Source organism: Pseudomonas serbiensis, from assembly GCF_030580745.1.
Lineage (GTDB): Bacteria > Pseudomonadota > Gammaproteobacteria > Pseudomonadales > Pseudomonadaceae > Aquipseudomonas > Aquipseudomonas serbiensis.
Genome location: NZ_JAUQOO010000007.1, coordinates 160,426 through 184,365 on the forward strand (window position 1 = coordinate 160,426; position 23,940 = coordinate 184,365).

26 protein-coding genes are annotated in these 23,940 nt (G+C 59.1%); 24 read left to right on the forward strand and 2 right to left on the reverse strand.

From position 1 onward, the window contains the following. Positions 1 to 10 precede the first annotated feature (10 nt). Genes Q6A51_RS11495 through Q6A51_RS11595 form a run of 21 tightly spaced genes read left to right on the forward strand, consistent with a single transcriptional unit; the run spans position 11 to position 18,440 of the window. Entirely contained in the window at positions 11 to 730 is a 720-nt protein-coding gene (locus Q6A51_RS11495) for a beta-ketoacyl synthase chain length factor (RefSeq protein ID WP_201018291.1), read from the forward strand. After that, on the forward strand, positions 706 to 1,518 hold the full coding sequence (locus Q6A51_RS11500; protein WP_201018292.1) for a lysophospholipid acyltransferase family protein: 813 nt from the start codon (positions 706 to 708) through the stop codon (positions 1,516 to 1,518). The genes Q6A51_RS11495 and Q6A51_RS11500 overlap by 25 nt, the downstream gene beginning before the upstream one ends. Continuing rightward, positions 1,493 to 1,753 carry a phosphopantetheine-binding protein gene (locus tag Q6A51_RS11505; protein ID WP_201018293.1) on the forward strand — a complete coding sequence of 87 codons (261 nt, stop codon included), beginning with the start codon at positions 1,493 to 1,495 and terminating at the stop codon, positions 1,751 to 1,753. Before Q6A51_RS11500 ends, Q6A51_RS11505 begins: the two co-directional genes overlap by 26 nt. Before the next feature lie 9 nt (positions 1,754 to 1,762). Further along, positions 1,763 to 2,017: an acyl carrier protein gene (locus tag Q6A51_RS11510; RefSeq protein WP_201001515.1), complete on the forward strand. Its 255-nt coding sequence runs from the start codon at positions 1,763 to 1,765 to the stop codon at positions 2,015 to 2,017. After that, a complete protein-coding gene (locus Q6A51_RS11515; protein ID WP_304574841.1) occupies positions 2,014 to 2,559 on the forward strand; it encodes a COG4648 family protein in 546 nt (181 codons plus the stop codon). Before Q6A51_RS11510 ends, Q6A51_RS11515 begins: the two co-directional genes overlap by 4 nt. A 10-nt stretch (positions 2,560 to 2,569) precedes the next feature. Beyond that, positions 2,570 to 4,258, forward strand: a complete 1,689-nt coding sequence (locus Q6A51_RS11520) for an acyl-CoA synthetase family protein (RefSeq protein ID WP_304574879.1) — start codon at positions 2,570 to 2,572, stop codon at positions 4,256 to 4,258. Beyond that, the gene (locus tag Q6A51_RS11525; protein ID WP_304574842.1) at positions 4,251 to 4,985 is read left to right on the forward strand and encodes a glycosyltransferase family 2 protein; all 735 of its coding nucleotides are present in this window, start codon (positions 4,251 to 4,253) and stop codon (positions 4,983 to 4,985) included. Before Q6A51_RS11520 ends, Q6A51_RS11525 begins: the two co-directional genes overlap by 8 nt. Continuing rightward, positions 4,982 to 5,926 carry an LpxL/LpxP family acyltransferase gene (locus Q6A51_RS11530; protein ID WP_201018296.1) on the forward strand — a complete coding sequence of 315 codons (945 nt, stop codon included), beginning with the start codon at positions 4,982 to 4,984 and terminating at the stop codon, positions 5,924 to 5,926. The genes Q6A51_RS11525 and Q6A51_RS11530 overlap by 4 nt, the downstream gene beginning before the upstream one ends. Then, the gene (locus Q6A51_RS11535; RefSeq protein WP_201018297.1) at positions 5,907 to 7,454 is read left to right on the forward strand and encodes an HAL/PAL/TAL family ammonia-lyase; all 1,548 of its coding nucleotides are present in this window, start codon (positions 5,907 to 5,909) and stop codon (positions 7,452 to 7,454) included. Before Q6A51_RS11530 ends, Q6A51_RS11535 begins: the two co-directional genes overlap by 20 nt. Next, positions 7,444 to 7,869, forward strand: coding sequence for an acyl-CoA thioesterase (locus Q6A51_RS11540; protein WP_201018298.1), 426 nt, complete (start codon positions 7,444 to 7,446; stop codon positions 7,867 to 7,869). The genes Q6A51_RS11535 and Q6A51_RS11540 overlap by 11 nt, the downstream gene beginning before the upstream one ends. Next, positions 7,866 to 8,477, forward strand: coding sequence for an outer membrane lipoprotein carrier protein LolA (locus Q6A51_RS11545; protein WP_201018299.1), 612 nt, complete (start codon positions 7,866 to 7,868; stop codon positions 8,475 to 8,477). The genes Q6A51_RS11540 and Q6A51_RS11545 overlap by 4 nt, the downstream gene beginning before the upstream one ends. Beyond that, positions 8,461 to 10,782: an MMPL family transporter gene (locus tag Q6A51_RS11550; RefSeq protein WP_304574843.1), complete on the forward strand. Its 2,322-nt coding sequence runs from the start codon at positions 8,461 to 8,463 to the stop codon at positions 10,780 to 10,782. Before Q6A51_RS11545 ends, Q6A51_RS11550 begins: the two co-directional genes overlap by 17 nt. Next, positions 10,779 to 11,951 carry a cation:proton antiporter gene (locus Q6A51_RS11555; RefSeq protein WP_304574844.1) on the forward strand — a complete coding sequence of 391 codons (1,173 nt, stop codon included), beginning with the start codon at positions 10,779 to 10,781 and terminating at the stop codon, positions 11,949 to 11,951. The genes Q6A51_RS11550 and Q6A51_RS11555 overlap by 4 nt, the downstream gene beginning before the upstream one ends. Continuing rightward, positions 11,938 to 13,185, forward strand: coding sequence for an NAD(P)/FAD-dependent oxidoreductase (locus Q6A51_RS11560; RefSeq protein WP_304574845.1), 1,248 nt, complete (start codon positions 11,938 to 11,940; stop codon positions 13,183 to 13,185). Before Q6A51_RS11555 ends, Q6A51_RS11560 begins: the two co-directional genes overlap by 14 nt. Then, entirely contained in the window at positions 13,182 to 13,916 is a 735-nt protein-coding gene (locus Q6A51_RS11565; RefSeq protein ID WP_201018303.1) for a class I SAM-dependent methyltransferase, read from the forward strand. Before Q6A51_RS11560 ends, Q6A51_RS11565 begins: the two co-directional genes overlap by 4 nt. After that, positions 13,913 to 14,395: a hypothetical protein gene (locus Q6A51_RS11570; RefSeq protein WP_201018304.1), complete on the forward strand. Its 483-nt coding sequence runs from the start codon at positions 13,913 to 13,915 to the stop codon at positions 14,393 to 14,395. Before Q6A51_RS11565 ends, Q6A51_RS11570 begins: the two co-directional genes overlap by 4 nt. Continuing rightward, positions 14,392 to 15,588 (forward strand): beta-ketoacyl-[acyl-carrier-protein] synthase family protein, encoded by a 1,197-nt coding sequence (locus Q6A51_RS11575; RefSeq protein WP_304574846.1) that lies wholly within the window; start codon positions 14,392 to 14,394, stop codon positions 15,586 to 15,588. The genes Q6A51_RS11570 and Q6A51_RS11575 overlap by 4 nt, the downstream gene beginning before the upstream one ends. Next, positions 15,585 to 16,040 (forward strand): hotdog family protein, encoded by a 456-nt coding sequence (locus tag Q6A51_RS11580; RefSeq protein ID WP_304574847.1) that lies wholly within the window; start codon positions 15,585 to 15,587, stop codon positions 16,038 to 16,040. Before Q6A51_RS11575 ends, Q6A51_RS11580 begins: the two co-directional genes overlap by 4 nt. Beyond that, complete coding sequence (gene fabG, locus Q6A51_RS11585) at positions 16,037 to 16,765, forward strand: 3-oxoacyl-ACP reductase FabG (RefSeq protein WP_201018307.1); 729 nt, start codon at positions 16,037 to 16,039, stop codon at positions 16,763 to 16,765. The genes Q6A51_RS11580 and fabG overlap by 4 nt, the downstream gene beginning before the upstream one ends. Continuing rightward, positions 16,765 to 17,991: a beta-ketoacyl-ACP synthase gene (locus Q6A51_RS11590; protein WP_201018308.1), complete on the forward strand. Its 1,227-nt coding sequence runs from the start codon at positions 16,765 to 16,767 to the stop codon at positions 17,989 to 17,991. The genes fabG and Q6A51_RS11590 overlap by 1 nt, the downstream gene beginning before the upstream one ends. Before the next feature lie 26 nt (positions 17,992 to 18,017). Then, on the forward strand, positions 18,018 to 18,440 hold the full coding sequence (locus Q6A51_RS11595; protein ID WP_201018309.1) for a hypothetical protein: 423 nt from the start codon (positions 18,018 to 18,020) through the stop codon (positions 18,438 to 18,440). Between the two features lie 76 nt (positions 18,441 to 18,516). Here the strand turns inward: Q6A51_RS11595 and Q6A51_RS11600 are convergent, their stop codons facing one another. Further along, the gene (locus tag Q6A51_RS11600) at positions 18,517 to 19,401 is read right to left on the reverse strand and encodes a LysR family transcriptional regulator (RefSeq protein ID WP_201018310.1); all 885 of its coding nucleotides are present in this window, start codon (positions 19,399 to 19,401) and stop codon (positions 18,517 to 18,519) included. Between the two features lie 117 nt (positions 19,402 to 19,518). On the opposite strand from Q6A51_RS11600, the gene Q6A51_RS11605 reads away from it, so the two are divergent. The 3 genes from Q6A51_RS11605 to Q6A51_RS11615 all read left to right on the forward strand — a co-directional run bounded on the left by Q6A51_RS11605 (position 19,519) and on the right by Q6A51_RS11615 (position 22,756). After that, positions 19,519 to 20,772, forward strand: coding sequence for an MFS transporter (locus tag Q6A51_RS11605; RefSeq protein ID WP_304574848.1), 1,254 nt, complete (start codon positions 19,519 to 19,521; stop codon positions 20,770 to 20,772). A 77-nt stretch (positions 20,773 to 20,849) separates the two neighbouring features. Continuing rightward, entirely contained in the window at positions 20,850 to 22,118 is a 1,269-nt protein-coding gene (locus Q6A51_RS11610) for an AAA family ATPase (RefSeq protein WP_201018312.1), read from the forward strand. Beyond that, positions 22,115 to 22,756, forward strand: coding sequence for a retron system putative HNH endonuclease (locus tag Q6A51_RS11615; RefSeq protein WP_201018313.1), 642 nt, complete (start codon positions 22,115 to 22,117; stop codon positions 22,754 to 22,756). The genes Q6A51_RS11610 and Q6A51_RS11615 overlap by 4 nt, the downstream gene beginning before the upstream one ends. A gap of 70 nt (positions 22,757 to 22,826) precedes the next feature. On the opposite strand, the gene hemE is transcribed toward Q6A51_RS11615, so the two are convergent. Continuing rightward, a complete protein-coding gene (gene hemE, locus Q6A51_RS11620; protein WP_304574849.1) occupies positions 22,827 to 23,891 on the reverse strand; it encodes a uroporphyrinogen decarboxylase in 1,065 nt (354 codons plus the stop codon). Positions 23,892 to 23,940: the final 49 nt, after the last annotated feature.

Sequence of the window (23,940 nt, forward strand, 5' to 3'; positions counted from 1 at the left end):
GGGAAGAGAAGTGATCACATTCAACATCGCACAATGGCGTGCCTGGGCCCCTGGCCTGGCAAGCGTGGACGACTGGCAGCAGTGGAGCCGGAGTCCGACGCTTTTACAAAGCAGCGATGCCGCGCCGGACGTCTCTTTCCTTCCCGCCATGCAGCGCAGACGCCTGAGCAGAATGGCACGCATGGCCTTCACGGTTGGCTGGCCATTGGCAGAAGGTCATGAGCGACTGCCTCTGGTATTCGTGTCGCGCCATGGGGAAACGCCCCGCACCTTTGATATCTTGCGTGATCTCTCCGCGAACGAGCCGCTATCTCCGACCCAGTTCAGCCTTTCGGTGCATAACGCCGTCATTGGGCTGTGGTCGATAATGCGCGGAGAAACCTGTGAAATGACAGCCCTGGCCGCTGCCGGTGACGGGCTTGAACACGGGGTTTTCGAGGCTGTCACGCTGCTGGCCGAAGGCAATAACGCCGTTCTGCTGGTCGTGACAGAAGAGCAACCGCCAAGCGCCTATGCCCAATGGATCGATGACGTGCCCTTTCCCTATGCCGTTGGCTTGCTGCTGACCAAGGGTAATGACTGGCAGCTGTCTCTCGGTGGCGATACCCAGGCCACCGAACGAACCCAATGGCCCCACGCCCTGAATTTGTTACGCGCCCTGAATACCAACCAATCCGTTTGCCAACATCCCTGGAATAACCGGTTATGGAACTGGCAACGCAACCTCTGAAAAAGGGTCGGGACGCTTACTACTGGCGTCTGCTGGCCACCGGACTCAGTTTTGCCCTGTTCGGGTTGAGCGGGCTATGCCTGCGTCTGTTCGTTTTTCCGTTGCTGGGATGTCTGCCAGGGGATAAAGCCAGCCATCAGCGTCGCGCAAGACGCACCATCAGTCATCTGTTCTGGCTGTTTATTCGCTTCATGGCGCGCATGGGTGTTCTGACTTACGACGTACAAGGTGCCGAGCGACTGGGGCGTGCAGGGCAGATGATCATTGCCAACCATCCTTCGCTGATCGATGTGGTGTTCCTGATCGGGCTGGTTCGCGATGCCAATTGCGTGGTCAAGCGCAGCCTGTGGGACAACCCTTGCACTCGCGGTCCAGTCCGCTCCACCGGCTATATAAGCAATGACGGCAGCATGGACATGCTCGACTCTGCCGTCGACCGCCTGCAGGCAGGTCAGACACTGATCATCTTTCCGGAAGGCACACGCACTCAGCCGGGCATGGCCCCCGCCTTTCATCGAGGTGCTGCCGCCATCGCCCTGCGCGGTGCCAGCATGATTACCCCAGTCATCATCCAGGTCAGCCCGACGACCCTGACCAAGGCCGAACCCTGGTACCGGATCCCGCAACGCCGCGTGCACTTCACCCTGCGCGTTGGCGAAGACATCGACCCCAACAGTTTTACTGCGCTTGGCCCGCCTCCGCTGGCGTCGCGCAAACTCAACGATTACCTGCATGCGTATTTCATTAAGGAGCTCGCCACAGATGAGCGATCTACACCGGGACATTAAGCAACTGATCATCGATGCCCTGGGCCTCGAAGACATCACCCCCCACGACATAGGCAATGACCAGACTCTCTTTGGCGAAGGCCTGGGCCTGGACTCGGTCGATGCACTGGAGCTGGGGCTGGCGATTCAGAAACGCTATGGCATCAAGATCGATGCCGATGCAAAGGACACTCGTAACCATTTCACATGCGTAGACAGCCTTGCGGCCTTCGTCAGCGCCAGACAATCGGCCTGAGGACTGAACATGCAAACCCGCGAAGACATTTTCGAGACCCTGCGCACGTCCATGGTAGAGCTGTTCGAGCTTGAGCCAGAGCGCGTCACGCTACAGGCCAATCTCTATCAGGATCTGGAAATCGACAGCATCGATGCCGTGGACCTGATCGACCACATCAAACGCAAGACCGGCAAGAAAATCGCCGCAGAAGAGTTCAAGTCGGTAAGAACGGTCAACGACGTGGTCGAAGCCGTCTATCGCATGGCCAATCCAGCCGAATGAAACGGCTGATCGGCCCCGGTCTGCTACTGATCGGTGTGCTCTACCCGTTTGCCGTCTACTGGGGCACGGAGCATTTCGCGCCCTGGCAGTTCGCCCTGTTACTGGGTGGCCTGTGGCTGACACGCGCCCTGACGAGCGAAAGACGTGCAGGCACTCTGGCAATGGCAATTGCTGCCCTCGTGTTCTGCCTTTTGCTGGGCGTGCTGGACAGCCCCCTCCTGCTGCGCTGGTACCCGGTACTCATCAGCCTGTTCATGCTGTGCCTTTTCGGCTCAAGCCTGATGTATGGCATGCCCCTGGTGGAGCGACTGGCGCGCTTGAAAGAGCCGGAACTACCCGAAGTTGCCGTCCGCTATACGCGCCAGGTCACCCAGGTCTGGTGTGTGTTCTTTCTGGGCAACGGCCTGATCGCAGCAGCCTTGACGCTTTGGGCACCGCTGTCATGGTGGGCGCTGTATACCGGCCTTATTTCCTATGGACTGATGGGCCTGCTCTTCGCAGGCGAATTGATAGTCCGCCGACGTGTCCGAGGCGGAGCATGAAATGGATCGCATGAACTGGTTAAACCTCGAAAATCTGCTGCTTGAGCCCTCAAAGGATCGGCTGCTGACGCAAGAGCCCGCCCTGAACCACGCACAATTCTGTGAACAGGCATTGCGTCTGGCTGCCGGGCTTCAGGCCCGGAACATCAAACGCCTGGCAGTACACCTTGAGGACGCAGGCGAACTGGCCGTTGCGCTGTTCGGTGCCTGGCGCGCAGATGTAGAGGTATTGCTGCCCGCCGACCTGCAAGGTCAGACCCGCCAACGCTGGGTGAAGCATGTAGACATGTGGCTGACCGATCAGGCTGGCGACACAAAACCAGGCGAATTACAGGACGCAACACCGCTTGCCCCCATGGCGCTGGACCTGGACGAGTGCCGCCTGGACCTTTGTACCTCGGGCTCAAGTGGTGAACCCAAGCTGATCGAAAAGCGCCTGCGACAACTGGCCAATGAAGTCGAAGCACTGGAGCAGCTTTGGGGCGCGGAACTGGGCTCAGCCTGCATCATCGGCAGCGTGGCGTCTCAACATATCTACGGTTTGTTGTTTCGCGTGCTGTGGCCTTTGTGTGCAGCCCGACCGTTCGTTCGCAAACAACTGCCTTTCCCGGAAGACCTGCAACGTGCCAGCCGGGAATATCCGGCATTCGCCTGGGTCGCCAGCCCGGCACTGCTCAAACGAATGGGCGACAATCTGGACTGGGCCAGCCTGAGCGCCGTACGCCGAGTGTTTTCATCCGGCGGGTCGCTACCAACAGATGCAGCACAAGGTCTGCATCAACGTCTGGGGAAATGGCCCACCGAGATTCTCGGCAGCTCAGAAACCGGTGGGATCGCCTGGCGTCAGGGCGAAGACCTCTGGCAAACGTTCGACGGCGTGCAGTTGAGCCAGAACAAAGACGGTGCCCTGTGCATTCGTTCGCCCTATATGCCGCCCGATCATCTCGAACAGACTGCCGATGCTGCTCGCATTGACGAAAATGGCCGTTTCGAGCTGCTGGGACGTCTGGACCGCATCGTCAAGCTTGAAGAAAAACGCATCTCCCTGCCGCTTCTGGAAGAAGCACTGTTGAGCCATGAGTGGATCAACGAGGCACGTCTGGGAGTCATCCAGGAAAGCCGGGCATCGCTGGGCGCCCTGATTGTGCTGAGCCAAACCGGGATGCACGCGCTGCGCAACCAGGGCCGCCGAGCACTGACGCAAGCCCTTCGTCAACATTTGAGCCCACACTGCGAAGCCATCGCTCTTCCGCGCCGCTGGCGCCTGCTGCGACAACTGCCGTTCAACGCCCAAGGCAAGCTTCCGCAGGCGCAAATCCAGGCATTACTCATGGCCCAGCGCCCCAGGCAGCCAGAATTGCTGGAACAACAAACCGTCGATACCGAATTGCATCTGCACCTTCTGGTACCGCCGGATCTGGCTTATTTCAGCGGGCACTTCCCTAGAATCCCGGTGCTGCCCGGCGTGGTGCAAGTCGAGTGGGCGATGCATCTTGGCCAACAACTGTTGGCTGTTCCGCCTGTATTTGCAGGCATTGAAGTGCTCAAGTTCCAGCAACTGGTTCGCCCGGGCGACCAGCTCAAGCTGACCCTGCGCTTCGATGCCGAACGCTCCAAGCTCTATTTCGCTTTCACCAATACCGACGACGCCCCCTGCTCCAGCGGGAGAATTCTCTTGAAGGCCAGCCAGGATGCATAACCCCTGCGCCGTTATTCCGGTCTTCGACCATGAACTGGCCGTGCCCGATGTCGTCAAGGCACTGCGCGCAGCCGGTCTGCCGTGCGTTCTGGTCGACGATGCCAGCAGCCCGAGTTGTGCTGCGGTTCTGCAATCTCTGGCTGAAAACGATCAGGTCTTTCTGGTGACCCTGTCGGTCAATCAGGGCAAAGGCGGCGCGGTCATGGCCGGGCTTCGGGAAGCCTCACGACTGGGTTTCAGCCATGCGTTGCAAGTCGATGCCGATGGCCAGCATGACCTGAGCGATGTCGCGGTGTTTCTGGACAACTCGCGCCTCTACCCGGAAGCCATCATCTGCGGCTATCCCGAGTATGACGCCAGTGTGCCGAAAGGCCGGCTTTATGCCCGCTACCTGACCCATGTGTGGGTCTGGATCAATAGCCTGTCATTGCAGATTCGCGATTCGATGTGCGGTTTCCGGGTGTATCCATTGCCGCCGGTCCTGAAATTGATCGACTCGGTACACGTCGGCAAACGCATGGACTTCGACCCTGAAATCCTGGTGCGCCTGTCATGGCGCAAGCAGCCAATGCGCTGGCTGCCGACTCGGGTGCATTACCCGCAGGACGGGCTTTCTCACTTCCGTCTGTTCCATGACAACGCCTTGATTTCCAAAATGCACACCAAGCTGTTCTTCGGCATGCTGATGCGCCTGCCTCTGATCCTCTGGCGGCGGTTGAGGCCATGAGCGAAAACCCGCAGAAGCAGCACTGGGCCAACCACGAAGAACGTGGCAGCTTCCTGCTGATGAAACTCACCGCCTGGGGCGTGCGTGTGCTGGGGCGGCGCGTGCTCAGCCCGGTCTTGTACGGCATCGTTCTGTATTTCTTCCTGTTTGGCCGCCGGGCTCGCCGCAGTATCCGGGAATACCAGCAACGGCTGGCGGACTGGAGCGGCAAGCCGGAACTGCGCCCTACCCAATGGCGGGTTTTCGGGCAGTTCATGGCCTTTGCCGATGCCTTGCTGGACAAGCTTGATGTCTGGAACGGCAAGCTTGGGATCGAGCAGATTGAAATCATCGACCCCGCGCATCTGCGCGATCAGTTGCGAGGCGAACGCGGCCAGTTACTGGTCGGCGCCCATCTGGGCAACCTTGAGGTCTGCCGTGCGCTGGCCGAGCTGGGCGAAAAGGTCACCATGAATGTGCTGGTCCACACCAAGCACGCCGAGCGCTTCAATCGACTGCTGGGGCAGGCCGGCGCAACCAACCTGCGCCTCATACAGGTCAGCGAGCTGGACCCGGCAATCATGCTGCAACTGAGCCAGCGCCTGGACGAAGGCGAATGGCTGGCCATTGCCGGGGATCGCGTCACCCTGCATGGCGGACGCAACGTGCAGGCTGACTTCCTCGGGCAACCGGCCAGTTTCCCCCAAGGCCCATGGTTGCTGGCCGGGCTGCTCAAATGCCCGGTCAATCTGTTTTTCTGCCTGAAAGGCCCGAAAGGTTATCGAGTGATTCTCGAACCCTTCACCGACGCCGTTCAATGGCGCCGCAGCGACCGCGCAGAAGTTATTGCCCATTGGGCCAGCCGGTATGCCGAACGCCTTGGGCACTATTGCCTTGAGGCTCCACAGCAGTGGTTCAATTTCTATCCTTTCTGGAAGTCCGATGACGAATCAAGCTCCTGACACAGTCACGTTTGGCGAACGCGCGCTGCGTATCGAGGACGTTCTGGCCCTTGCCAATCGCCAGGCACCTACGGCCCTGCAAGACGACAGCGCCTTTCGGGAGCGCATCGCCAAAGGCGCGCAGTTCCTTGATTCCCTGCTGGACAAGGAAGGCGTGATTTACGGCGTCACCACCGGCTACGGTGACTCCTGCGTGGTCGCCGTGCCGTTGCAACATGTCGAAGCCCTGCCCCGTCATTTGTACACCTTCCATGGCTGTGGCCTGGGCAGGCTTCTGGATGCACAAGCCACCCGCGCCGTACTGGCAGCACGCTTGCAGTCGCTGTGCCATGGGGTTTCCGGCGTGCGTGTCGAGTTGCTGGAGCGCCTGCAAGCCTTCATCGAACACGACGTATTACCGCTGATCCCGGAAGAAGGTTCGGTGGGGGCCAGCGGTGACCTGACGCCCCTGTCCTATGTGGCAGCCACCTTGTCCGGCGAACGTGAAGTGATGTTCCGTGGCGAGCGACGTCAGGCCAGCGATGTGCATCGCGAACTGGGTTGGCAACCCCTCAGACTCAGACCCAAGGAAGCACTGGCACTCATGAACGGTACAGCCGTCATGACCGGTCTGGCTTGCCTGGCTTTCGCCCGCGCCGACTACCTGCTGCAACTGGCAACCCGTATCACGGCCCTGAATGTCGTGGCGCTGCAAGGCAACCCGGAGCATTTCGACGAGCGCCTGTTCGCCGCCAAACCTCATCCGGGCCAGACACAAGTCGCCGCCTGGCTGCGTCAGGATCTGGCCATCGATGCGCCCACCGCGCCGCTGCATCGCCTGCAGGATCGCTACTCGCTGCGTTGCGCGCCCCATGTGCTGGGCGTGCTGGCCGACAGCCTGAACTGGTTGCGCTCGTTCATCGAAACCGAGCTCAACAGTGCCAACGACAATCCGATCATCGATGCAGAAGCCGAGCGTGTTCTGCATGGCGGGCACTTCTACGGCGGGCATATCGCCTTTGCCATGGACAGCCTGAAAACCCTGGTTGCCAACGTCGCCGACCTGCTGGACCGGCAACTGGCCTTGTTGGTGGACACTCGCTACAACCACGGCCTGCCGAGCAACCTGTCCGGCGCCAGCAGTGAACGGGCCATGCTCAATCATGGCTTCAAGGCCGTGCAGATCGGTGCCAGCGCCTGGACCGCCGAAGCCCTGAAAAACACCATGCCCGCCAGCGTGTTCTCGCGCTCGACCGAATGCCATAACCAGGACAAGGTCAGCATGGGCACGATTGCTGCCAGGGATGCCATTCGGGTACTGGAGCTGACCGAGCAAGTCGCCGCCGCTACGCTGATCGCCGCCAATCAAGGGGTCTGGCTGCGCAGCCAGGCAGATGACGCACGTGCATTGCCACCGGCCCTGGCCGCCATGCACGAACAACTGGCCCGTGACTTCCCGCCGGTCATCGAAGACCGAGCGCTGGAAGCCGAGCTGCGCCTGTGCCTGAAGCACATCGCCAACCGCCACTGGAGGTTACATGCGCAGTAAGGGTTTCATTCACGTCGACACTGAAGTGTTGGTGCCATTTTTCGATGTCGACATGATGAACATCGTCTGGCACGGCCACTACGTCAAATACCTGGAAATCGCTCGCTGTGCGTTGCTGGACCATATCGGCCACAACTACGCCCACATGCTTGAATCCGGTTATGGCTGGCCCGTGATCGACCTGCAATTGCGCTACATGCGTGGTGCCGTATTCGGTCAGAAACTGATCGTGCGCGCCAGTCTGGTGGAGTGGGAAAACCGTCTGAAGATCAACTACCTGATCACCGATGCAGTCACCGGGGAGCGCATGACACGCGCCAGTACCGTGCAGGTCGCCGTGCATGTGGAAAGCCGCGAGATGCAACTGGCTTCACCTCAGGTCTTTATCGACGCCATTCAAAAGGCCCTGCCATGAACCGTGCTATGCGGGCGTTGTGCCTGCTCGGTCTGATGTGCCTGCCGTCACTGGCTCTGGCGTTCGATCTACAGCAACTGAGCGATCAGTTGGCCAAACCTGTCGTGGTACAAGGCAACTTCGTTCAGGAAAAACACCTGCGCGCACTGCCGAACCCCTTGCTCAGCAAAGGCCGCTTCGTCCTGTCCAGAGAATTCGGCTTGCTCTGGCTGCTGGAGACGCCACTGAAACAGGATTACCGCATCACGACTGCCGGTATCGCTCGCCGTGAAACGCCGGGCAGCGGCCCATGGAAACTCCTGCCGGGCAAAAGCGCAGGAGCCGAGCAGAACCGTCTTTTTCTCGCCGTATTGCAAGGCGACAGCAGCGGCCTGCAACGGGACTTCGAGCTGCAATTGAAAGGCGATGCACAGGCCTGGCACCTCACACTCATCCCGCGCTCGCTGCTGCTGCAACAAGTGTTCAAGCAGATCAATATCGACGGTGGTGAACTGGTGCAACGCATCGAACTGCTGGAAACCCAAGGCGACAGCACGGTCCTGAAAATGCTCGACAGCAGCAGCTCCCAGGCCTTGACCGACGTGCAGCGCAATGACTTCGTCAACTGAGCGCCTGCTGCCGCGCCTGTTCCTGCTGATTCTGGCGGGCGTTCTGGCCCTGGCCGGGTGGCAGTGGCATGACCGCTCGCCGCTGTCGGCCAACCTCATGGAGCTGGTCCCCGGCACCAACACCGATGCATTGGTATTGCGTGCCGAACAGCGTATGCAGGAACCGCTCAATCGGGAAATGCTGGTACTGGTCGGGCATGCCGATAGCCAGCAGGCCATCGAACTCGCTCGTCGATTAAGCGAACAATGGCAAGCCAGCGGGCTGTTCGAGAAAGTGCAGTGGACTCTGCAAGCGGATCTGCCTGCCTTGCGCAATCAACTGTTGCAGGGCCGGTTGGCAATGTTGCCAGACACAGACCGTAACCAGTTGATCAACGATCCACAGGCATTCATCGAGCAGCGCGTACAAAGCCTGTTCGATCCATTTGCCGGTTTCAGCCTGGTATCGGGCCAGGACGACTGGCTGGGCCTGACTGGACGAATTCAGAACGGGCTGCCGAAACAAGGCTCGGTCCAGCCGGATCTTGCCAGCGGCGCATTGATTGCGGTGGCCGATGACAAAAGCTGGGTATTGCTGCGCTCACGCACTCGCAGCGATGCATTCGACATGCACCTGCCCACTCAGGTCGCAAGCCTGTTGGACACTGCTCGCGAGCAGGCAAAACAGGCCGATGGCCAGCTACTCGCAGCCAGCGGCCTGTTGTATGCCGCCAATGGCCAGAAGCAAGCCAGCCGGGAGATTACCTGGGTAGGTGGCGGTGCCACGCTGGGCATTCTGTTACTGCTGTTGCTGGCTTTCCGTCGCTGGAAAGTACTTCTGGCATTCGTGCCAGTGCTGGTAGGCATGCTGTTCGGTGCCGTGGCCTGTGTGGCGTTCTTCGGCAGCATGCATGTGATGACGCTGGTGCTTGGCTCCAGCCTGATCGGCGTCGCCGTGGACTACCCGCTGCATTATCTGTCCAAGAGCTGGAGCCTGAAGCCATGGCGCAGTTGGCCTGCCTTGCGCCTCACATTACCCGGCCTGAGCCTGAGCCTGATCACCAGTTGCATTGGTTATCTGGCCCTGGCCTGGACACCCTTTCCGGCCTTGACACAAATCGCCGTGTTCTCGGCAGCCGGTCTGATCGGGGCCTATCTCACAGCGGTCTGCCTGTTGCCTGCGTTGCTCGCCAAGGTCGAAATACGGCCGGCGCAATGGCCTCTTGCTCTGGCACAGCACATGCTCGATTGCCGCGAAGCCTTGTTACGGCGGGTCAGTACACCTGTCCTGCTGGTCGTGCTGATGGCGTTCTGTGCAACGGGGCTTTGGCAACTGACCACCCGCAACGACATCCGCCAATGGGTTTCGGCTCCTCAGGCGTTGACGGACGAAGCCCAGGCCATTGCGCGCATCACCGGCTACCAACCCACCAGCCAGTTCTTTCTTGTTCGCGGCAAGGACGAGCAGCAATTGCTGGACCGACAATCAGATCTCCTTCAACGGCTCGATCAGTTGGTCAATGTGGGCAAGTTGCAGGGGTACATGGCGCTCAATCAACTGGTTGCATCGCCTGCCGATCAAGAGGCCACACGTAACGCACTCTCCAGGCTGGAGCCGCTTTGGCAGCCTCTGGTTCAACTGGGCGTTCCGGCCAGCGCCTTGCAAACCGAACTGAGTCGACTGCAAACGCTGCCGACACAAGATATCGACCTCGCGCTGACAGGCCCGCTCAGCGAGCCCTGGCGTACGCTCTGGCTTGGCCATAACGATGATGGCGTGGCTGCCATCGTGAGTTTGCGAGGGCTGAACAACCCCGCTCTGTTACGGGTTCAGGCGCAAGGGCTGGAAGGTGTACAACTCGTGGATCGTCTGGGCGAGCTCAATAGCGTATTCGCTGCCACCCAGATCAGCGCTGCCGAGCTGAAGCTGCTGTCCTGCGTCTTGATCGTCCTGTTGTTGATCGTGCCATTCGGCCTGAACGGTGCCTTGCGCATTGTCGCCCTGCCCTTGCTGGCGGCCCTGTGCAGCCTGGCAAGTCTGGGCTGGCTCGGTCAGCCGCTGACTCTCTTCAGCCTGTTCGGCCTGCTGCTGGTTACGGCGATCAGTGTCGATTACGCCATTCTCATGCGCGAACAGATTGGTGGCGCCGCCGTCAGTCTGCTGGGCACTCTGCTGGCGGCTATCACCACCTGGCTCTCGTTCGGCCTGCTGGCGATATCCAGCACACCGGCAATCAGCAATTTCGGACTGTCCGTCAGCCTTGGGCTGGCTTTCAGTTTCATCCTTGCGCCCTGGGCAAGTCCGAAGAAGGAGCATCGCTCGTGATGATCCTTCTGTTCTGGCTGATGGCGCTATTGGCCTTTGCCCTGGCAACCTGGGCGGGTCAGCGACTGGGCCTGATTCCTATCGTCAGCCAGTTGCTGCTGGCAACCTTTGGCTTGCCGCTGTTGATGTTGTTCTGGATAGAGCCGCACTGGCAACTGAGCGGCGCGCAACTGGTATCACCGGTATGGCTCAAGACCTTGTACGGCCTGGCCTTCGCGATAGTCCTGGGGCATATCCTCAGTGATGTCATCGACGCCAGACTGGACCGGCAGAGCCTGAAAGTGGCCATACCAAGCTTTCTGGTGCCCTTTGTCGCAGGGCTGGCCTGTGCGCTATGGCTGCTTGCGGATCAATCCTGGCTCAGTTCGCTGGCGATTGGGCTGGTGTTCGCCATCACCGCGATCCCGGTGCTTTATCTCTACCTGCAACACATCGGCTACCCGCCCCAGGCGACACGCCGTCTGGTACAAACCGCGATCCTTATCGATCTGGCCTGCTGGAGCCTGTTCGCCCTGGGCCAGGGCAGCCTGAAACCCGCCAGCCTGTTACTGCCGTTGCTGGGAGCCTGCATTCCCTTGCTGTTTCGCCTGCTGGGCCTGCGCCAGCCGTTGCTCTATAGCGTTACGTTCTTCGCGCTGCTGGTGGTGGCAGAACATTACAAACTCAACGCGCTGATCTTTGGTATTGGCTATCTGTTGTGCATGTCACGCCTGGGGCAAACCTGGACGCTGCCGTTGTCTACAACCGTGTTCAAGCGTTTGCAGAACCAGTTGGCAATCCCGTTGCTGCTGACCTTCGGCATTGTGCAAATCAATATCCACAGCGCCATGAGCACCTTGAGCTGGCTGCAACTGGGCGCGCTGATCGTCGTGCCCATCGTCAGCAAGATGCTGGGAAACTGGATCGGCCTGCGCTGGGCTCCGCCCTCTTTTACAGGCGCAAGCCGCTGGCGCGAAAGCGTACTGCTGAATATCCGCGGGCTGAGCGAGATCGTTTTTCTCAACCTTCTGCTGCAACAACAACTCATCAGCCCGGCGCTGTATTTCGCGCTGATGCTGATGAGCCTGCTGGCGACCCTCATGCCCGCACTGGCTGGCATGGGGCGTAAGCCATTGCCGTCTTCCCTTACAACCGACCAACCGATAAGGAACTCTTGTGCCCATCACTGATATGGAAAACCGGCAGGTTGTCGTCATTGGTGCCGGCCCTGCCGGTGCTATCGCCGCCGCTTTGCTCAAACGCAAGGGCCATGACGTTCTGATCATCGAACGCCAGTTGTTTCCACGCTTTTCCATTGGCGAAAGCCTGCTCTCCCATTGCCTGGACTTCGTTGAAGAAGCCGGCATGCTCGAAGCGGTTGAAGCGGCTGGTTTCCAGAAGAAAAACGGTGCTGCCTTTGCTTTCGGTGAGCAATACAGCGATTTCGATTTCGGTGACACATTCAGCAACGGCAAACCAACGACCTTCCAAGTGCAGCGCGCCGAATTCGACAAGTTGCTGGCCGATCAGGCAGCGCTGCAAGGCGTTGAAATCCGCTATCAGCAGGAAATCATCAACGCCGACTTCAGCGGCCCACAACCGACGCTGAACGTTCGTCGTGAGGACGGCAGCGAATACCGCGTGCAAGCCCAGTTCGTACTCGATGCCAGCGGTTATGGCCGCGTCTTGCCGCGCCTGCTCGACCTTGAAGCACCGTCTGGCTTCCCGGTACGCCAAGCCGTGTTCACCCATATCGAAGACCATATCGAAAGCCCGCCCTTCGACCGCGAAAAGATCTTGATCAGCATTCACCCTGAGCACCGGGATGTCTGGTTCTGGTCGATTCCGTTCAGCAATGGCCGCTGCTCCCTGGGCGTGGTGGCTTCGGCTGAACGCTTCAAGGACAAACCGCAGGACCTGGACGCCTGCCTGCAAGCATTCGTCGATGAAACGCCACAACTCAAGAATGTGCTGAAAAATGCCGTCTGGGATACTCCGGCACGGACCATTGGCGGCTACTCGGCTAACGTCAAAACCCTGCACGGCCCAGGCTTCGCACTGCTGGGCAACGCGGCGGAATTTCTCGACCCGGTGTTCTCGTCCGGCGTGACCATTGCCATGCGCTCGGCAAGCATGGCCGCAAACCTGTTGAGCCGGCAGTTGCAAGGCGAAAGCGTGGACTGGGAAACCGGGTTCGCCATCCCGCTCAAACGCGGCGTCGACACCTTCCGCGCCTATGTCGAAGGTTGGTATGACAACAGTTTCCAGGACGTCATTTTCTATCCCCACAGCACCCCTGAAATCCGCCGCATGATCAGCGCAATCCTGGCTGGCTATGCCTGGGACGAACACAATCCCTTTGTCAGCGAGTCCAAACGTCGGTTGCGGATGCTGGCCGAGTTCTGTTCGAGTAAAGCTTCATGAACCAGCCATTTCTGAGCGACAGCTATGTAGAAGAAACCCGTTTCGGTTTCTGGTTCCTGCGCAGCCACACCTGGCAACATCACGTCCTGCGGGTTGCCATCAATGATTTGCGCACGCTGTTCAATGACCAGCCGCCTGAAGCACCGGTGCTACTCGATGCCGGTTGCGGGCAAGGCAAGTCATTCCAGTACCTGCGTCAGGTATTCGCACCTTCACGCTTGCTGGGCGTGGACGCCGACCCTCACAGTCTGGACATGAGCCATGCAGAGGCTCGCCGCCAGGGCATCGATATCGAGTTGATCGGCAGTGATTGCGCCGCTCTGCAACTGCCGGATGCCAGCGTCGACATGCTGTTCTGCCACCAGACCTTTCATCATCTGGTCGAGCAGGAAAAATCCATTGCCGAGTTCTATCGCGTGCTGAAGCCGGGCGGTTATCTACTGTTCGCCGAGTCCACCGAGGCCTATATCGATACCTGGGTGATCCGCTGGCTGTTTCGCCACCCGATGCATGTGCAGAAAAGCGCTGAGCAGTATCTGGAGATGATTCGCGGCCAGGGTTTCGAGTTTGAAGCGAAAAATGTCTCGTATCCCTATCTGTGGTGGAGCCGCTCCAGGGATTTCGGCTTGCTGGAGCGCTTGAAGCTGCGCAAACCCAAACCGTTCGGGCAGCGCGAAGAAACCCTGGTCAATGTCGTGGCCCGCAAGCCGCTGAACGGCGAGACGTCATGATCCGCGTATGGTTTTTCGTGCTTCTGCTGCTCGGCGGCTGCGCCAGCCAGGCACCGCTGCCCGCAGTCATGCCGGAGTTGCAGTTGCCGATGCAACTGCACATTCAGCGTGAACAGGCCGATCAGCGCCAGGACTGGCTGCTGATCATCCAGCGTGAACAGGCAGGGCTGCGCTGGTCCCTGATGGACCCGCTGGGCATTCCACAAGCGCGCCAGCTGTTGATTGAGGGCAAGTGGCAGGCCGATGGTCTGCTGCCCCCGAACCCTGAGGCGCGCGAGCTGTTCGCGGCACTGCTCTTTGCCATGACGCCGCACGAAAATCTGCCCATCAGTTATCCTGCTGCGCAAAGCCAACAGATGCAGCGCCGCCTCGATGACCGCTGGCGGGTCGACTATCGCTCTGCCAATGTCTTTACGCTGAAGCTCAAGGAAGGGCTGAGTTATGAAATCACCCCCTTGAATGTCGAGACGCCACAATGACTGCCTACCTCAATGCCATGGGGCTGATCTGTGCCTTGGGCAATGGTCCTGAAGAGGTATCGCGCAAGCTGTTTGCCGCCGACAGTTGCGGGATGGTTGCAGAAAGCGGTTGGGTGCCTGATCGGGTATTGCCCGTCGGTGCGATCAAAGATGCACTGGCCCCCATCCCGGCGTCATTAAGCTCACAGGGCAGCCGCAACAATCAGTTGCTGCTGACTGCCGCGCTGCAGATCGAAGACGATATTCGCCAGGCCATCGAACGCTATGGTGCCGAGCGTATCGGGGTCATTCTGGGCACCAGCACTTCAGGCATCGACGAAGCCAGTAGCAGCATGGCAACCTGGTTACGCGACCAGAGCTTTCCCGAGCATTACGACTATCAGCAGCAGGAACTGGGGGCGCCAGCGACCTTTCTGGCGTCCTGGTTACAATTGCGCGGCCCGGCCTACGTGATTTCCACCGCCTGTACATCCAGCGCACGCGCCTTGCTCAGCGCACGGCGGGCTTTGGACATGGGTCTGTGCGATGCCGTTCTGTGTGGTGGCGTGGACAGCCTCTGCAAGCTGACGCTCAACGGCTTTTCGGCACTGGAAGCCTTATCACAACGACGCTGCAATCCCTTTTCCATCAACCGCGACGGCATCAATATCGGCGAAGCGGCAGTCCTGTTTCTCATGACCCGTGAAGCCAGCGGCACACATTCGATTGCCCTGCTTGGTGCCGGCGCCAGTTGCGACGCTCACCACATCTCCGCGCCCGAACCCAGCGGTCGCGGGGCCCGGGAAGCCATGCAACAGGCACTGGACAATGCACAACTCGTTGCGCAGCAAATCGGTTATCTGAACCTGCACGGCACAGCGACCCAGCACAATGACGCCATGGAAAGCCTGGCCGTGCATGCGGTATTCCCCGACGGCGTTCCCTGCTCCTCGACCAAACCGCTCAGCGGCCATACCCTCGGTGCCGCCGGAGCCCTGGAAATAGCGTTCTGCTGGCTCACACTGGCACCGCAGAACAGCGAGCACGCCTTGCCTCCGCATCTGTGGGACGGCCAGGCCGATCCATTGTTGCCTGCGTTGCAATGGACATTGCCCGGAGCGCATCTGTCGCCCACTGACTCTCGCTACCTGATGAGCAATTCCTTTGCCTTCGGCGGCAACAACATCAGCCTGATTATCGGAGATGCCCCATGATCGATTGGCCGCTCGCCGAGTTGATCCCCCATGCTGCCGACATGATCCTTATCGATCAGGTCTTGAGCTTTGACGAAGAACAGATCCAGACACGAGTGACCGTGCGCCCCGATGGCTTGTTCAGCCAGCCGGACGGCAGCCTTCCCGCCTGGGTCGGTGTAGAGCTGATGGCCCAGAGTGTTGCGGCCTATGCCGGCTGCCAGGCACGTCTTCAGGGCGAGCCCATCCAGTTGGGCTTCCTGCTCGGCAGCCGAAAATTCGAATGTAACGTCGGGCATTTCCCGGCGGGCAGCGAACTGACGATCCTGGCGACACGTTCATTGCAGGACGAAAGCGGCATGGGTGTCTTTGAATGCAACCTGACCGGCCCGGACATCCAGGCCTTTGCCCGCCTTAGCGTCTATTGCCCACCCAATGCTGCCCAATACCTGACCGAAGGAGCCCTGGCATGACTGAATCGATACTGGTCACCGGCTCCAGCCGTGGAATAGGCCGCGCCATTGCATTGCGTCTGGCCCAGGCCGGATATGACCTGGTCCTGCATTGCCGCAGCGGTCGCAGTGAAGCCGAAGCCGTACAGGCAGAAATCATCGCGCTGGGTCGTCAGGCCCGCGTTCTGCAATTCGATGTTTCCGATCGTGCCGCCTGCAAGGCAATTCTCGAACAGGATGTTGAAACCCATGGCGCCTATTATGGCGTGGTGCTCAACGCTGGCCTGACTCGCGATGGCGCCTTTCCGGCTCTCAGCGAAGAAGACTGGGATCAGGTACTGCGCACCAACCTCGATGGTTTCTACAACGTGCTGCACCCGGTCATGATGCCGATGATTCGCCGTCGTGCCGCAGGCCGGATTGTGTGCATCACTTCGGTTTCCGGCCTGATCGGCAATCGCGGGCAAGTGAACTACAGCGCTTCCAAAGCGGGCCTGATCGGCGCAGCCAAGGCTCTGGCCATCGAGCTTGGCAAACGCAAGATCACCGTCAACTGCGTCGCGCCGGGCCTGATCGATACAGCCATGCTGGACGAAAACGTTCCGGTGGACGAACTGATGAAAATGATCCCGGCCCAGCGCATGGGCACGCCTGAAGAGGTTGCAGGCGCGGTGAACTTCCTGATGTCCGCAGAGGCCGCTTACATCACTCGCCAGGTCCTGGCCGTCAACGGAGGCTTGTGCTGATGAAGCGCGTTGTCGTTACCGGCATGTCCGGCATTACTTCACTGGGCAGCGACTGGGCCAGCATCGAAGCCAACTTTACTGCCAATCGCAGTGGCATCCGGCGCATGGGCGAGTGGGATCGTTTCCCCGAACTCAATACCCGACTGGCCGGGCCTGTCGATGACTTCGCGGTCCCCGAACACTGGACACGCAAGCAGTTGCGCAGCATGGGGCGGGTATCGCGTCTGGCGGTGAGCGCATCGGAAAAAGCCCTGATCGATGCAGGATTACTGAACGACCCGATCATTCGCGACGGGCGCATGGGCACTGCATGTGGCTCATCCACGGGCAGCACCGACGATATAAAAGCGTTCGGCAACATGCTGCTCAACTCCGTGGCAGAGGGGCTGAACGCCAACTCCTATGTGCGGATGATGCCCCACACCACAGCCGCCAATATAAGCATCTTCTTCGGCCTGACCGGACGTTTGATCCCGACATCCAGTGCCTGCACCAGCGGCAGCCAGGGCATCGGCTATGCCTATGAGGCGATCAAGTTCGGGCGCTTGCCGCTGATGCTGGCGGGTGGCGCGGAGGAACTGTGCCCCACCGAAGCCATGGTATTTGATGCGCTGTACGCCACCAGCCTGAAAAACGACGCACCACACACCAGTCCAAGGCCTTACGACAGCGGCCGCGACGGGCTGGTGATTGGTGAAGGCGCCGGCATGATGGTGCTCGAAGAGCTTGAGCATGCGCTGGCCCGAGGCGCACATATCCATGCCGAAATCGTCGGTTTCGGCAGCAATGCCGATGGTGCCCACAGCACACGCCCGGAGCAGATCACCATGCGTCGCGCCATGGAGTTGGCTCTGGAGGACGCCAACCTGCCACCCGAGGCTGTCGGCTACGTCAACGGCCATGGCACAGCCACCGAACAGGGCGATATCGCCGAAACCCTGGCGACCAGCAGCCTCTTTGGCCCGCGCATGCCGATCAGCTCGCAGAAGAGCTTTTTCGGTCACACGCTCGGAGCCTGTGGGGCTCTGGAATCATGGTTCAGCATCGAAATGCTCAAACGCGACCGTTACATCCACACGCTCAACCTCGACAGCATCGACCCTCAATGTGGCGAACTGGATTACCTGATCGGCGAACCCCGGCAGATGAGCAACGAGTATGTGATGAACAACAACTTTGCGTTTGGCGGGGTCAATACTTCGCTGATCTTCCGCCGCTGGCACTAAACCGATCTACCTACGGAGTAAAGGGAATGAATCTGATCCACCGCATCGTCGCCTTGATGGCCTTGGCCTTGCTGCTCGGGGGCTGTACCAGCAAGCCGGTGTACAACGCCAAGGAAAACTTCGCCAGCGAGATGGGTTTCAGCAACGAGCAGATGAGCCGTGCAATCGTTACTGCACTCAATGACCGCCAATGGGTCGTGCAATCGGTCAAACCGGGGATGATCAAGGCCGCTATCACCGTGCGGGGCCGTCATCATGCCGAAGTCGATATTCCGTACACCCCGACCTCGTTTGAAATCGACTACCGCAGCAGTACCGGCCTGGATTACAAGGACGGCCAGATCCACCGTAACTACAACCGCTGGATCAACCTGCTGCGTGAAAGAATCCTCAAGGAGCTGTCGATCAATCCAGGCATCCAGGACTTCAATGCGGGGCATCGTCAATGACGACGTGATGATCTGGCGCAGGATGAACGCAAATCCTTGTGGGAGGGGGCTTGCCCGCGACGGGGCAAGACGGTATCTACCGGCCAGTCACCAGTTCAAAGAACGCCTTGGCCATTGGTGACTGTTCATCCTTTCTCTGTACCAGCCACACCGCGCTGGTTGCCGCCGGGTCCAGCAAGGTTCTATAGACCACGCCTTCGATGCGCATTCGCTGATAGGGAGCGGGCAGAACCGTTACACCCAGACCGGCTGCCACCAGCCCGATGATGGTCATTACCTCTCCAGCCTCCTGGGTAATCAAGGGGCTGAAACCGGCTTCTCGCGCCAGCTCCAGTATCTGAGCGTACAAACCGCTGCCGTAAGTACGAGGGAAAAACACGAACGGCTCGGCAGCCAGCTCCGACATATAAAGCCCCTGCTCGCTGCCCGCGGCCAAAGGATGGTCTGAACGCATGATCGCTACCAGCGGTTCACGCAGCAGCTCGAAAGACACCAATGAATCCGGCAAGGCAAGCGGACGCATGATGCCGACCTGTATCGACTTGTCCTCCAGTTGCTCGGACACATCCTTGCTGGTCATTTCCTTCAAGGCCAGGTGTACAGCCGGGTAGGTCTGGCGAAAGGCGAAGATCGCCTGCGGGATGCTGGACGTAAAAGGTGCAGAGGCCGTGAAACCGATTTTCAACTCCCCAAGCTCACCCAGTTGCGCCCGGCGCGCCACATCGGCGGCCTTGTCGACCTGCGCCAGTACGCCACGAGCCTCTTCGAGAAACAGCCGCCCCGCCTCGCTCAGTTGCACCCGTCGGTTGGTGCGATCGAACAAGCGCGCGCCAAGCTCCTGCTCCAGCGTCTGAATCTGCTGGCTCAGCGGTGGCTGGGAAATACCCAGCACTTGAGCGGCACGTCCGAAATGCAGCTCTTCGGCAACCGCGATGAAGTAACGCAAATGGCGCAATTCCATGCGGCCTCCGATCAAGTCGTTTTACATATCAAACAGGTCGAACAATATATTGGATTGAATGATTTCAGCGCTATATGCTTTTTTCATTACATGCCTGCCGCACCCCCGAGGTCCATCGTGAACCCTGCCGTTGCCCCGCTCTCCACTGAACAACAGCCCACAGCTGCCGCAGGCGACAGCTATATCGAAAAGAACACACCGGCGTTCACAAGAACGGTGCTGGCACTGTTCGCTGGTGGATTCGCAACCTTCGCCCTGTTGTATTGCGTGCAACCGATGATGCCGCTGTTGTCCCTGGAGTTCTCGATCAATGCAGCGCAAAGCAGCCTGATCCTGTCGGTTGCGACGGCGATGCTCGCCATTGGCCTGTTGATCACCGGACCGATTTCCGACCGGCTGGGACGCAAGCCAGTGATGGTGCTGGCGCTGTTCTGCGCAGCCATCTCGACCATTGCCAGCGCCCTGATGCCCAGCTGGGAAGGCGTACTCATCACCCGCGCTCTGGTCGGCCTGTCGCTCAGCGGGCTGGCGGCGGTGGCGATGACCTACCTCAGCGAGGAAATCCACCCGATGCACCTTGGTCTGGCCATGGGGCTTTATATCGGCGGCAGCGCGGTCGGCGGCATGAGCGGACGGCTGATTACCGGGGTGATGATCGATTACGTAAGCTGGCATACCGCGATGCTGGTGGTCGGCGGTATGGCACTGATTGCAGCAGCTGTGTTCTGGAGAATCCTGCCCGAGTCCCGCAACTTCCAGCCCCGCTCGCTGCATCCGCGCAGCCTGCTGGACGGCTTCGTCGTGCAATTTCGCGATGCCGGGCTGCCGTTGCTGTTTCTGCTCGCCTTTCTGCTGATGGGCGCGTTCGTCACCCTCTTCAACTACATCGGCTATCGCCTGCTGACCGAACCCTACAACCTGAGCCAGGCGGTGGTGGGCGTGTTCTCGGTGGTTTACCTGTCGGGTATCTACAGCTCCGCACAGATCGGCGCACTGGGCGACAGACTGGGGCGGCGCAAAGTGCTGTGGGCAGTGATCGTCATGATGCTGATCGGCCTGGCCCTGACCCTGTTCACCCCGCTGGCAGTCATCATTGTCGGTGTCTTGATCTTCACCTTCGGCTTCTTCGGCGCTCATTCGCTCGCCAGCAGTTGGGTCGGGCGCAGAGCCGTCAAAGCCAGAGGCCAGGCCACTTCGCTGTATCTGTTCTGCTATTACGCCGGCTCAAGCGTGGCCGGAACCGGCGGTGGCGTGTTCTGGCATTACGCAGGCTGGAATGGCATCGGGCTGTTTATTGGCACACTGCTGCTGATCGCACTGGGCGTAGCCTTGCGGCTGTCGAGGTTGCAGCCGCTGGCGGCAAAGGTCTAGACACAGACTGAACGCTGGCAGACACGGCAAGCCAAGGTACACTGGCGCATCTGCCAGACTTGGTAAAGGAAACCAGCATGCGCCTCGACCATCTCCACCTACAGAATTTTCGTTGTTACGAAGATGCCCGCTTTGACTTCCAGCCGGGGTTCAACCTGGTGGTTGGGGTCAATGGGAGTGGGAAGACGTCGTTGTTGCAAGGGGTGGCGGTGTCTCTTGTGCCGTTTGGCAACTCGATGGGATGTGACGAAAATAACTTACCTGCCGAAGATGTTCGCTTCGCTATTGATAAATACGAAGGGCGAAGCCGGTTTGAACGCAAACTTCCTGTTTTCATAAAAGCCGAGGGTGATATTTTTGGCCTTCCGGACTGGGGAGCGATAAAGCTGGCTGATATCTGGGAAGCAGGTATCAACCCATCATTCCTCAAGCATATGGAAGAAGTACATTCCAAGTGGAATGCGGGTGAGCGTATCGATCTACCGGTACTGGCTTTTTATCGCGCCAATCGCCGGTGGAAAAGCGCCAACGTATCGGCAGAGTTTTCGGCACAACAGAAAATATCCCGTTTCGATGGCTACCTGAACTGGTTCGACGCCGTAGCCGATCTACGCGACTTTGAAAGCTGGTTGATTGCCAGAACCCTAGAACGTCTTCAGGACCGCTTGGACTCGCACTCTAACAGCGAGCCCGATGATGAACTCAAGTGGGTGAACAAGGCGATACGGCTTGCACTTCCAGATGCGCTCGACCTCAGATATGACTTGAGGCTGCAAAGTCTGGTAGTAGATATGGGGCCAGGCAAGACCGTCCCGTTCCAAGATCTGAGTGATGGGCAGCGCAGTTTGATTGCTCTGATAGCCGATATTGCGCGCCGGATGTGCATCCTTAATCCACAGATGGGTAAAGATGTTCTGGAGAACACCAATGGCATCGTGATTATCGATGAGTTGGACATACACCTTCACCCAGCCTGGCAACGCAATATTGCCCCTACGCTCAAAAAAGCGTTCCCGAAAGTGCAATTCATTGCCACCAGCCATTCCCCCCAAGTCATCGGCAGCCTGCAACCAGAAGAAGTCATTCTGCTGCATAACGGCGACAGCTCTCATCCAAGAGTGACCTATGGGCTGGACTCCAGCAGCATCCTGGCGGAGGTCATGGGCGTAGAGCAGCGCCTGCCTGAGATCGAAGAGCTACTCAACGAGATGTTTACCTCTCTGGAAAACAACGAACTCGAAAAGGCCAGGCAACAACTCAAGGCACTAAAGAAAAAAGCACCCGACCTACCCGAGTATGCGGGTGCTGAAGCGTTGCTCAGGCGCAAGGAGATCATTGGTCGATGAAGCGTGTAGTCAAAGGAACTGAACCTGCTTCGTTTACCCAATGGAAGGCCAGCGCAAACGAGGATTGGACACCCACTTACCCAATCCTGCAAAACCCGCAAAAACGGGATTTGCATAACAGCTTGCTGGAAGAGCAAAACTTCTTTTGCTGTTACTGCGGCACAGAGATAGGCCTCGATAGCAGCCACATCGAACATTTCAGGCCACAAGAGGATTACGGCCCTCTGGCCCTGGAATATAAAAATCTCCATGCATCCTGCCTGCGAGAAACCAAGCCGGGAAACCCGCTGCACTGCGGCCATCACAAGAGCAACTGGTTCGATGAAAACCTGCACATCGCACCAACAGATAAAAACTGTGAGCAACGTTTCCGCTACCTGCTGACGGGCGTAATTCAGGAAGCACACGTCACAGACCTGGCAGCGGCAAAAATGATCGAGAAACTTGCCCTTGATATCGCTTACCTGAACCAACGACGGCAGGCAGCCATAAGAAAAGTCTTCGATGACCAGTTCCTGGATGATGTCAGCGATATGGAGCTACAGAAAATCGTTAGCGCACTACGCTCGGCAACCAATGACAAACAGATAGCCTTCGATCATGTGATTGCACGTTATGCAGAGCAATTGCTGCCGTAATAACGAACCGCATGCCTGCACATGAAAACGCCCGGCAAAAACCGGGCGTTTTCATGACCGCAATAACGAATTACTGGTGATACTGCGCCGAAAGCTCATGTACGGCTTCAATAAAGGCGCCCGCATTGGCCGGGTCGACTTCAGGAGTGATGCCGTGGCCGAGGTTGAAGACGTGGCCGGTGCCGCTGCCGTAGCTAGCCAGGATACGGGCCACTTCCTGGCGAATGGCTTCGGGGCGTGCATAAAGTACGGTCGGGTCCATGTTGCCTTGCAGCGCAACCTTGTTACCAACGCGCTGACGGGCTTCGCCGAGGTCGCAGGTCCAGTCCAGGCCCAGTGCATCGGCGCCGGCATCGGCGATACTTTCCAGCCACAGACCGCCACCCTTGGTGAACAGAATGACCGGAACCTTGCGGCCGTCGTGCTCGCGAATCAGGCCACTGACGATCTTGCGCATATAGGCCAGCGAGAACTCCTGATAAGCCGCTGCGGACAGACTGCCACCCCAGCTATCGAAGATCTGCACTGCCTGAGCGCCCGCCAGGATCTGGCCATTGAGGTACGAAGTCACCGACTGCGCCAGCTTGTCGAGCAGCAGGTGCATGGCCTGCGGGTACTCATAAAGCATGGCCTTGGATTTGCGGAAGTCTTTCGAGGAGCCGCCTTCGACCATATAAGTGGCCAGCGTCCATGGGCTACCAGAGAAACCGATCAGCGGGACGCGACCATTAAGCTCGCGACGGATGGTGCTGACCGCATTCATCACATAACCCAGGTCTTGCTGTGCATCGGGAATCGGCAGGGCTTCGATGTCGGCCAGAGTGCTGACAGTTTTCTTGAAGCGTGGGCCTTCGCCCGTCTCGAAATACAGGCCCAGGCCCATTGCATCGGGAACGGTGAGGATATCGGAGAACAGGATCGCAGCATCCAGCGGGTAACGATCCAGAGGCTGCAACGTGACCTCACAAGCGAATTCGGCGTTCTTGCACAGGCTCATGAAATCCCCCGCCCTGGCGCGGCTGGCGCGGTATTCAGGCAAGTAGCGACCGGCCTGACGCATCATCCAGACAGGCGTGACGTCTACGGGTTGCTTGAGCAGGGCACGAAGGAAACGGTCGTTCTTCAGGGCAGTCATGTCGGCATCCGCAAAAAAAGTGCGGGCATTTTCTCAGAGCTCGACACAA

Bases quoted from the DNA above. Each gene is read 5' to 3' on its own strand.
- Q6A51_RS11510 (WP_201001515.1), top strand. From the start codon at position 1,763: ATGCAAACCCGCGAAGACATTTTCGAGACCCTGCGCACGTCCATGGTA.
- Q6A51_RS11615 (WP_201018313.1), top strand. From the start codon at position 22,115: ATGAAGCGTGTAGTCAAAGGAACTGAACCTGCTTCGTTTACCCAATGG.
- Q6A51_RS11545 (WP_201018299.1), top strand. From the start codon at position 7,866: ATGAACCGTGCTATGCGGGCGTTGTGCCTGCTCGGTCTGATGTGCCTG.
- hemE (WP_304574849.1), bottom strand. From the start codon at position 23,891: ATGACTGCCCTGAAGAACGACCGTTTCCTTCGTGCCCTGCTCAAGCAA.
- Q6A51_RS11505 (WP_201018293.1), top strand. From the start codon at position 1,493: ATGAGCGATCTACACCGGGACATTAAGCAACTGATCATCGATGCCCTG.
- Q6A51_RS11570 (WP_201018304.1), top strand. From the start codon at position 13,913: ATGATCCGCGTATGGTTTTTCGTGCTTCTGCTGCTCGGCGGCTGCGCC.
- Q6A51_RS11540 (WP_201018298.1), top strand. From the start codon at position 7,444: ATGCGCAGTAAGGGTTTCATTCACGTCGACACTGAAGTGTTGGTGCCA.
- fabG (WP_201018307.1), top strand. From the start codon at position 16,037: ATGACTGAATCGATACTGGTCACCGGCTCCAGCCGTGGAATAGGCCGC.
- Q6A51_RS11525 (WP_304574842.1), top strand. From the start codon at position 4,251: ATGCATAACCCCTGCGCCGTTATTCCGGTCTTCGACCATGAACTGGCC.
- Q6A51_RS11515 (WP_304574841.1), top strand. From the start codon at position 2,014: ATGAAACGGCTGATCGGCCCCGGTCTGCTACTGATCGGTGTGCTCTAC.
- Q6A51_RS11610 (WP_201018312.1), top strand. From the start codon at position 20,850: ATGCGCCTCGACCATCTCCACCTACAGAATTTTCGTTGTTACGAAGAT.
- Q6A51_RS11520 (WP_304574879.1), top strand. From the start codon at position 2,570: ATGAACTGGTTAAACCTCGAAAATCTGCTGCTTGAGCCCTCAAAGGAT.
- Q6A51_RS11575 (WP_304574846.1), top strand. From the start codon at position 14,392: ATGACTGCCTACCTCAATGCCATGGGGCTGATCTGTGCCTTGGGCAAT.
- Q6A51_RS11550 (WP_304574843.1), top strand. From the start codon at position 8,461: ATGACTTCGTCAACTGAGCGCCTGCTGCCGCGCCTGTTCCTGCTGATT.
- Q6A51_RS11590 (WP_201018308.1), top strand. From the start codon at position 16,765: ATGAAGCGCGTTGTCGTTACCGGCATGTCCGGCATTACTTCACTGGGC.
- Q6A51_RS11535 (WP_201018297.1), top strand. From the start codon at position 5,907: ATGACGAATCAAGCTCCTGACACAGTCACGTTTGGCGAACGCGCGCTG.
- Q6A51_RS11595 (WP_201018309.1), top strand. From the start codon at position 18,018: ATGAATCTGATCCACCGCATCGTCGCCTTGATGGCCTTGGCCTTGCTG.
- Q6A51_RS11565 (WP_201018303.1), top strand. From the start codon at position 13,182: ATGAACCAGCCATTTCTGAGCGACAGCTATGTAGAAGAAACCCGTTTC.
- Q6A51_RS11500 (WP_201018292.1), top strand. From the start codon at position 706: ATGGAACTGGCAACGCAACCTCTGAAAAAGGGTCGGGACGCTTACTAC.
- Q6A51_RS11530 (WP_201018296.1), top strand. From the start codon at position 4,982: ATGAGCGAAAACCCGCAGAAGCAGCACTGGGCCAACCACGAAGAACGT.
- Q6A51_RS11580 (WP_304574847.1), top strand. From the start codon at position 15,585: ATGATCGATTGGCCGCTCGCCGAGTTGATCCCCCATGCTGCCGACATG.
- Q6A51_RS11600 (WP_201018310.1), bottom strand. From the start codon at position 19,401: ATGGAATTGCGCCATTTGCGTTACTTCATCGCGGTTGCCGAAGAGCTG.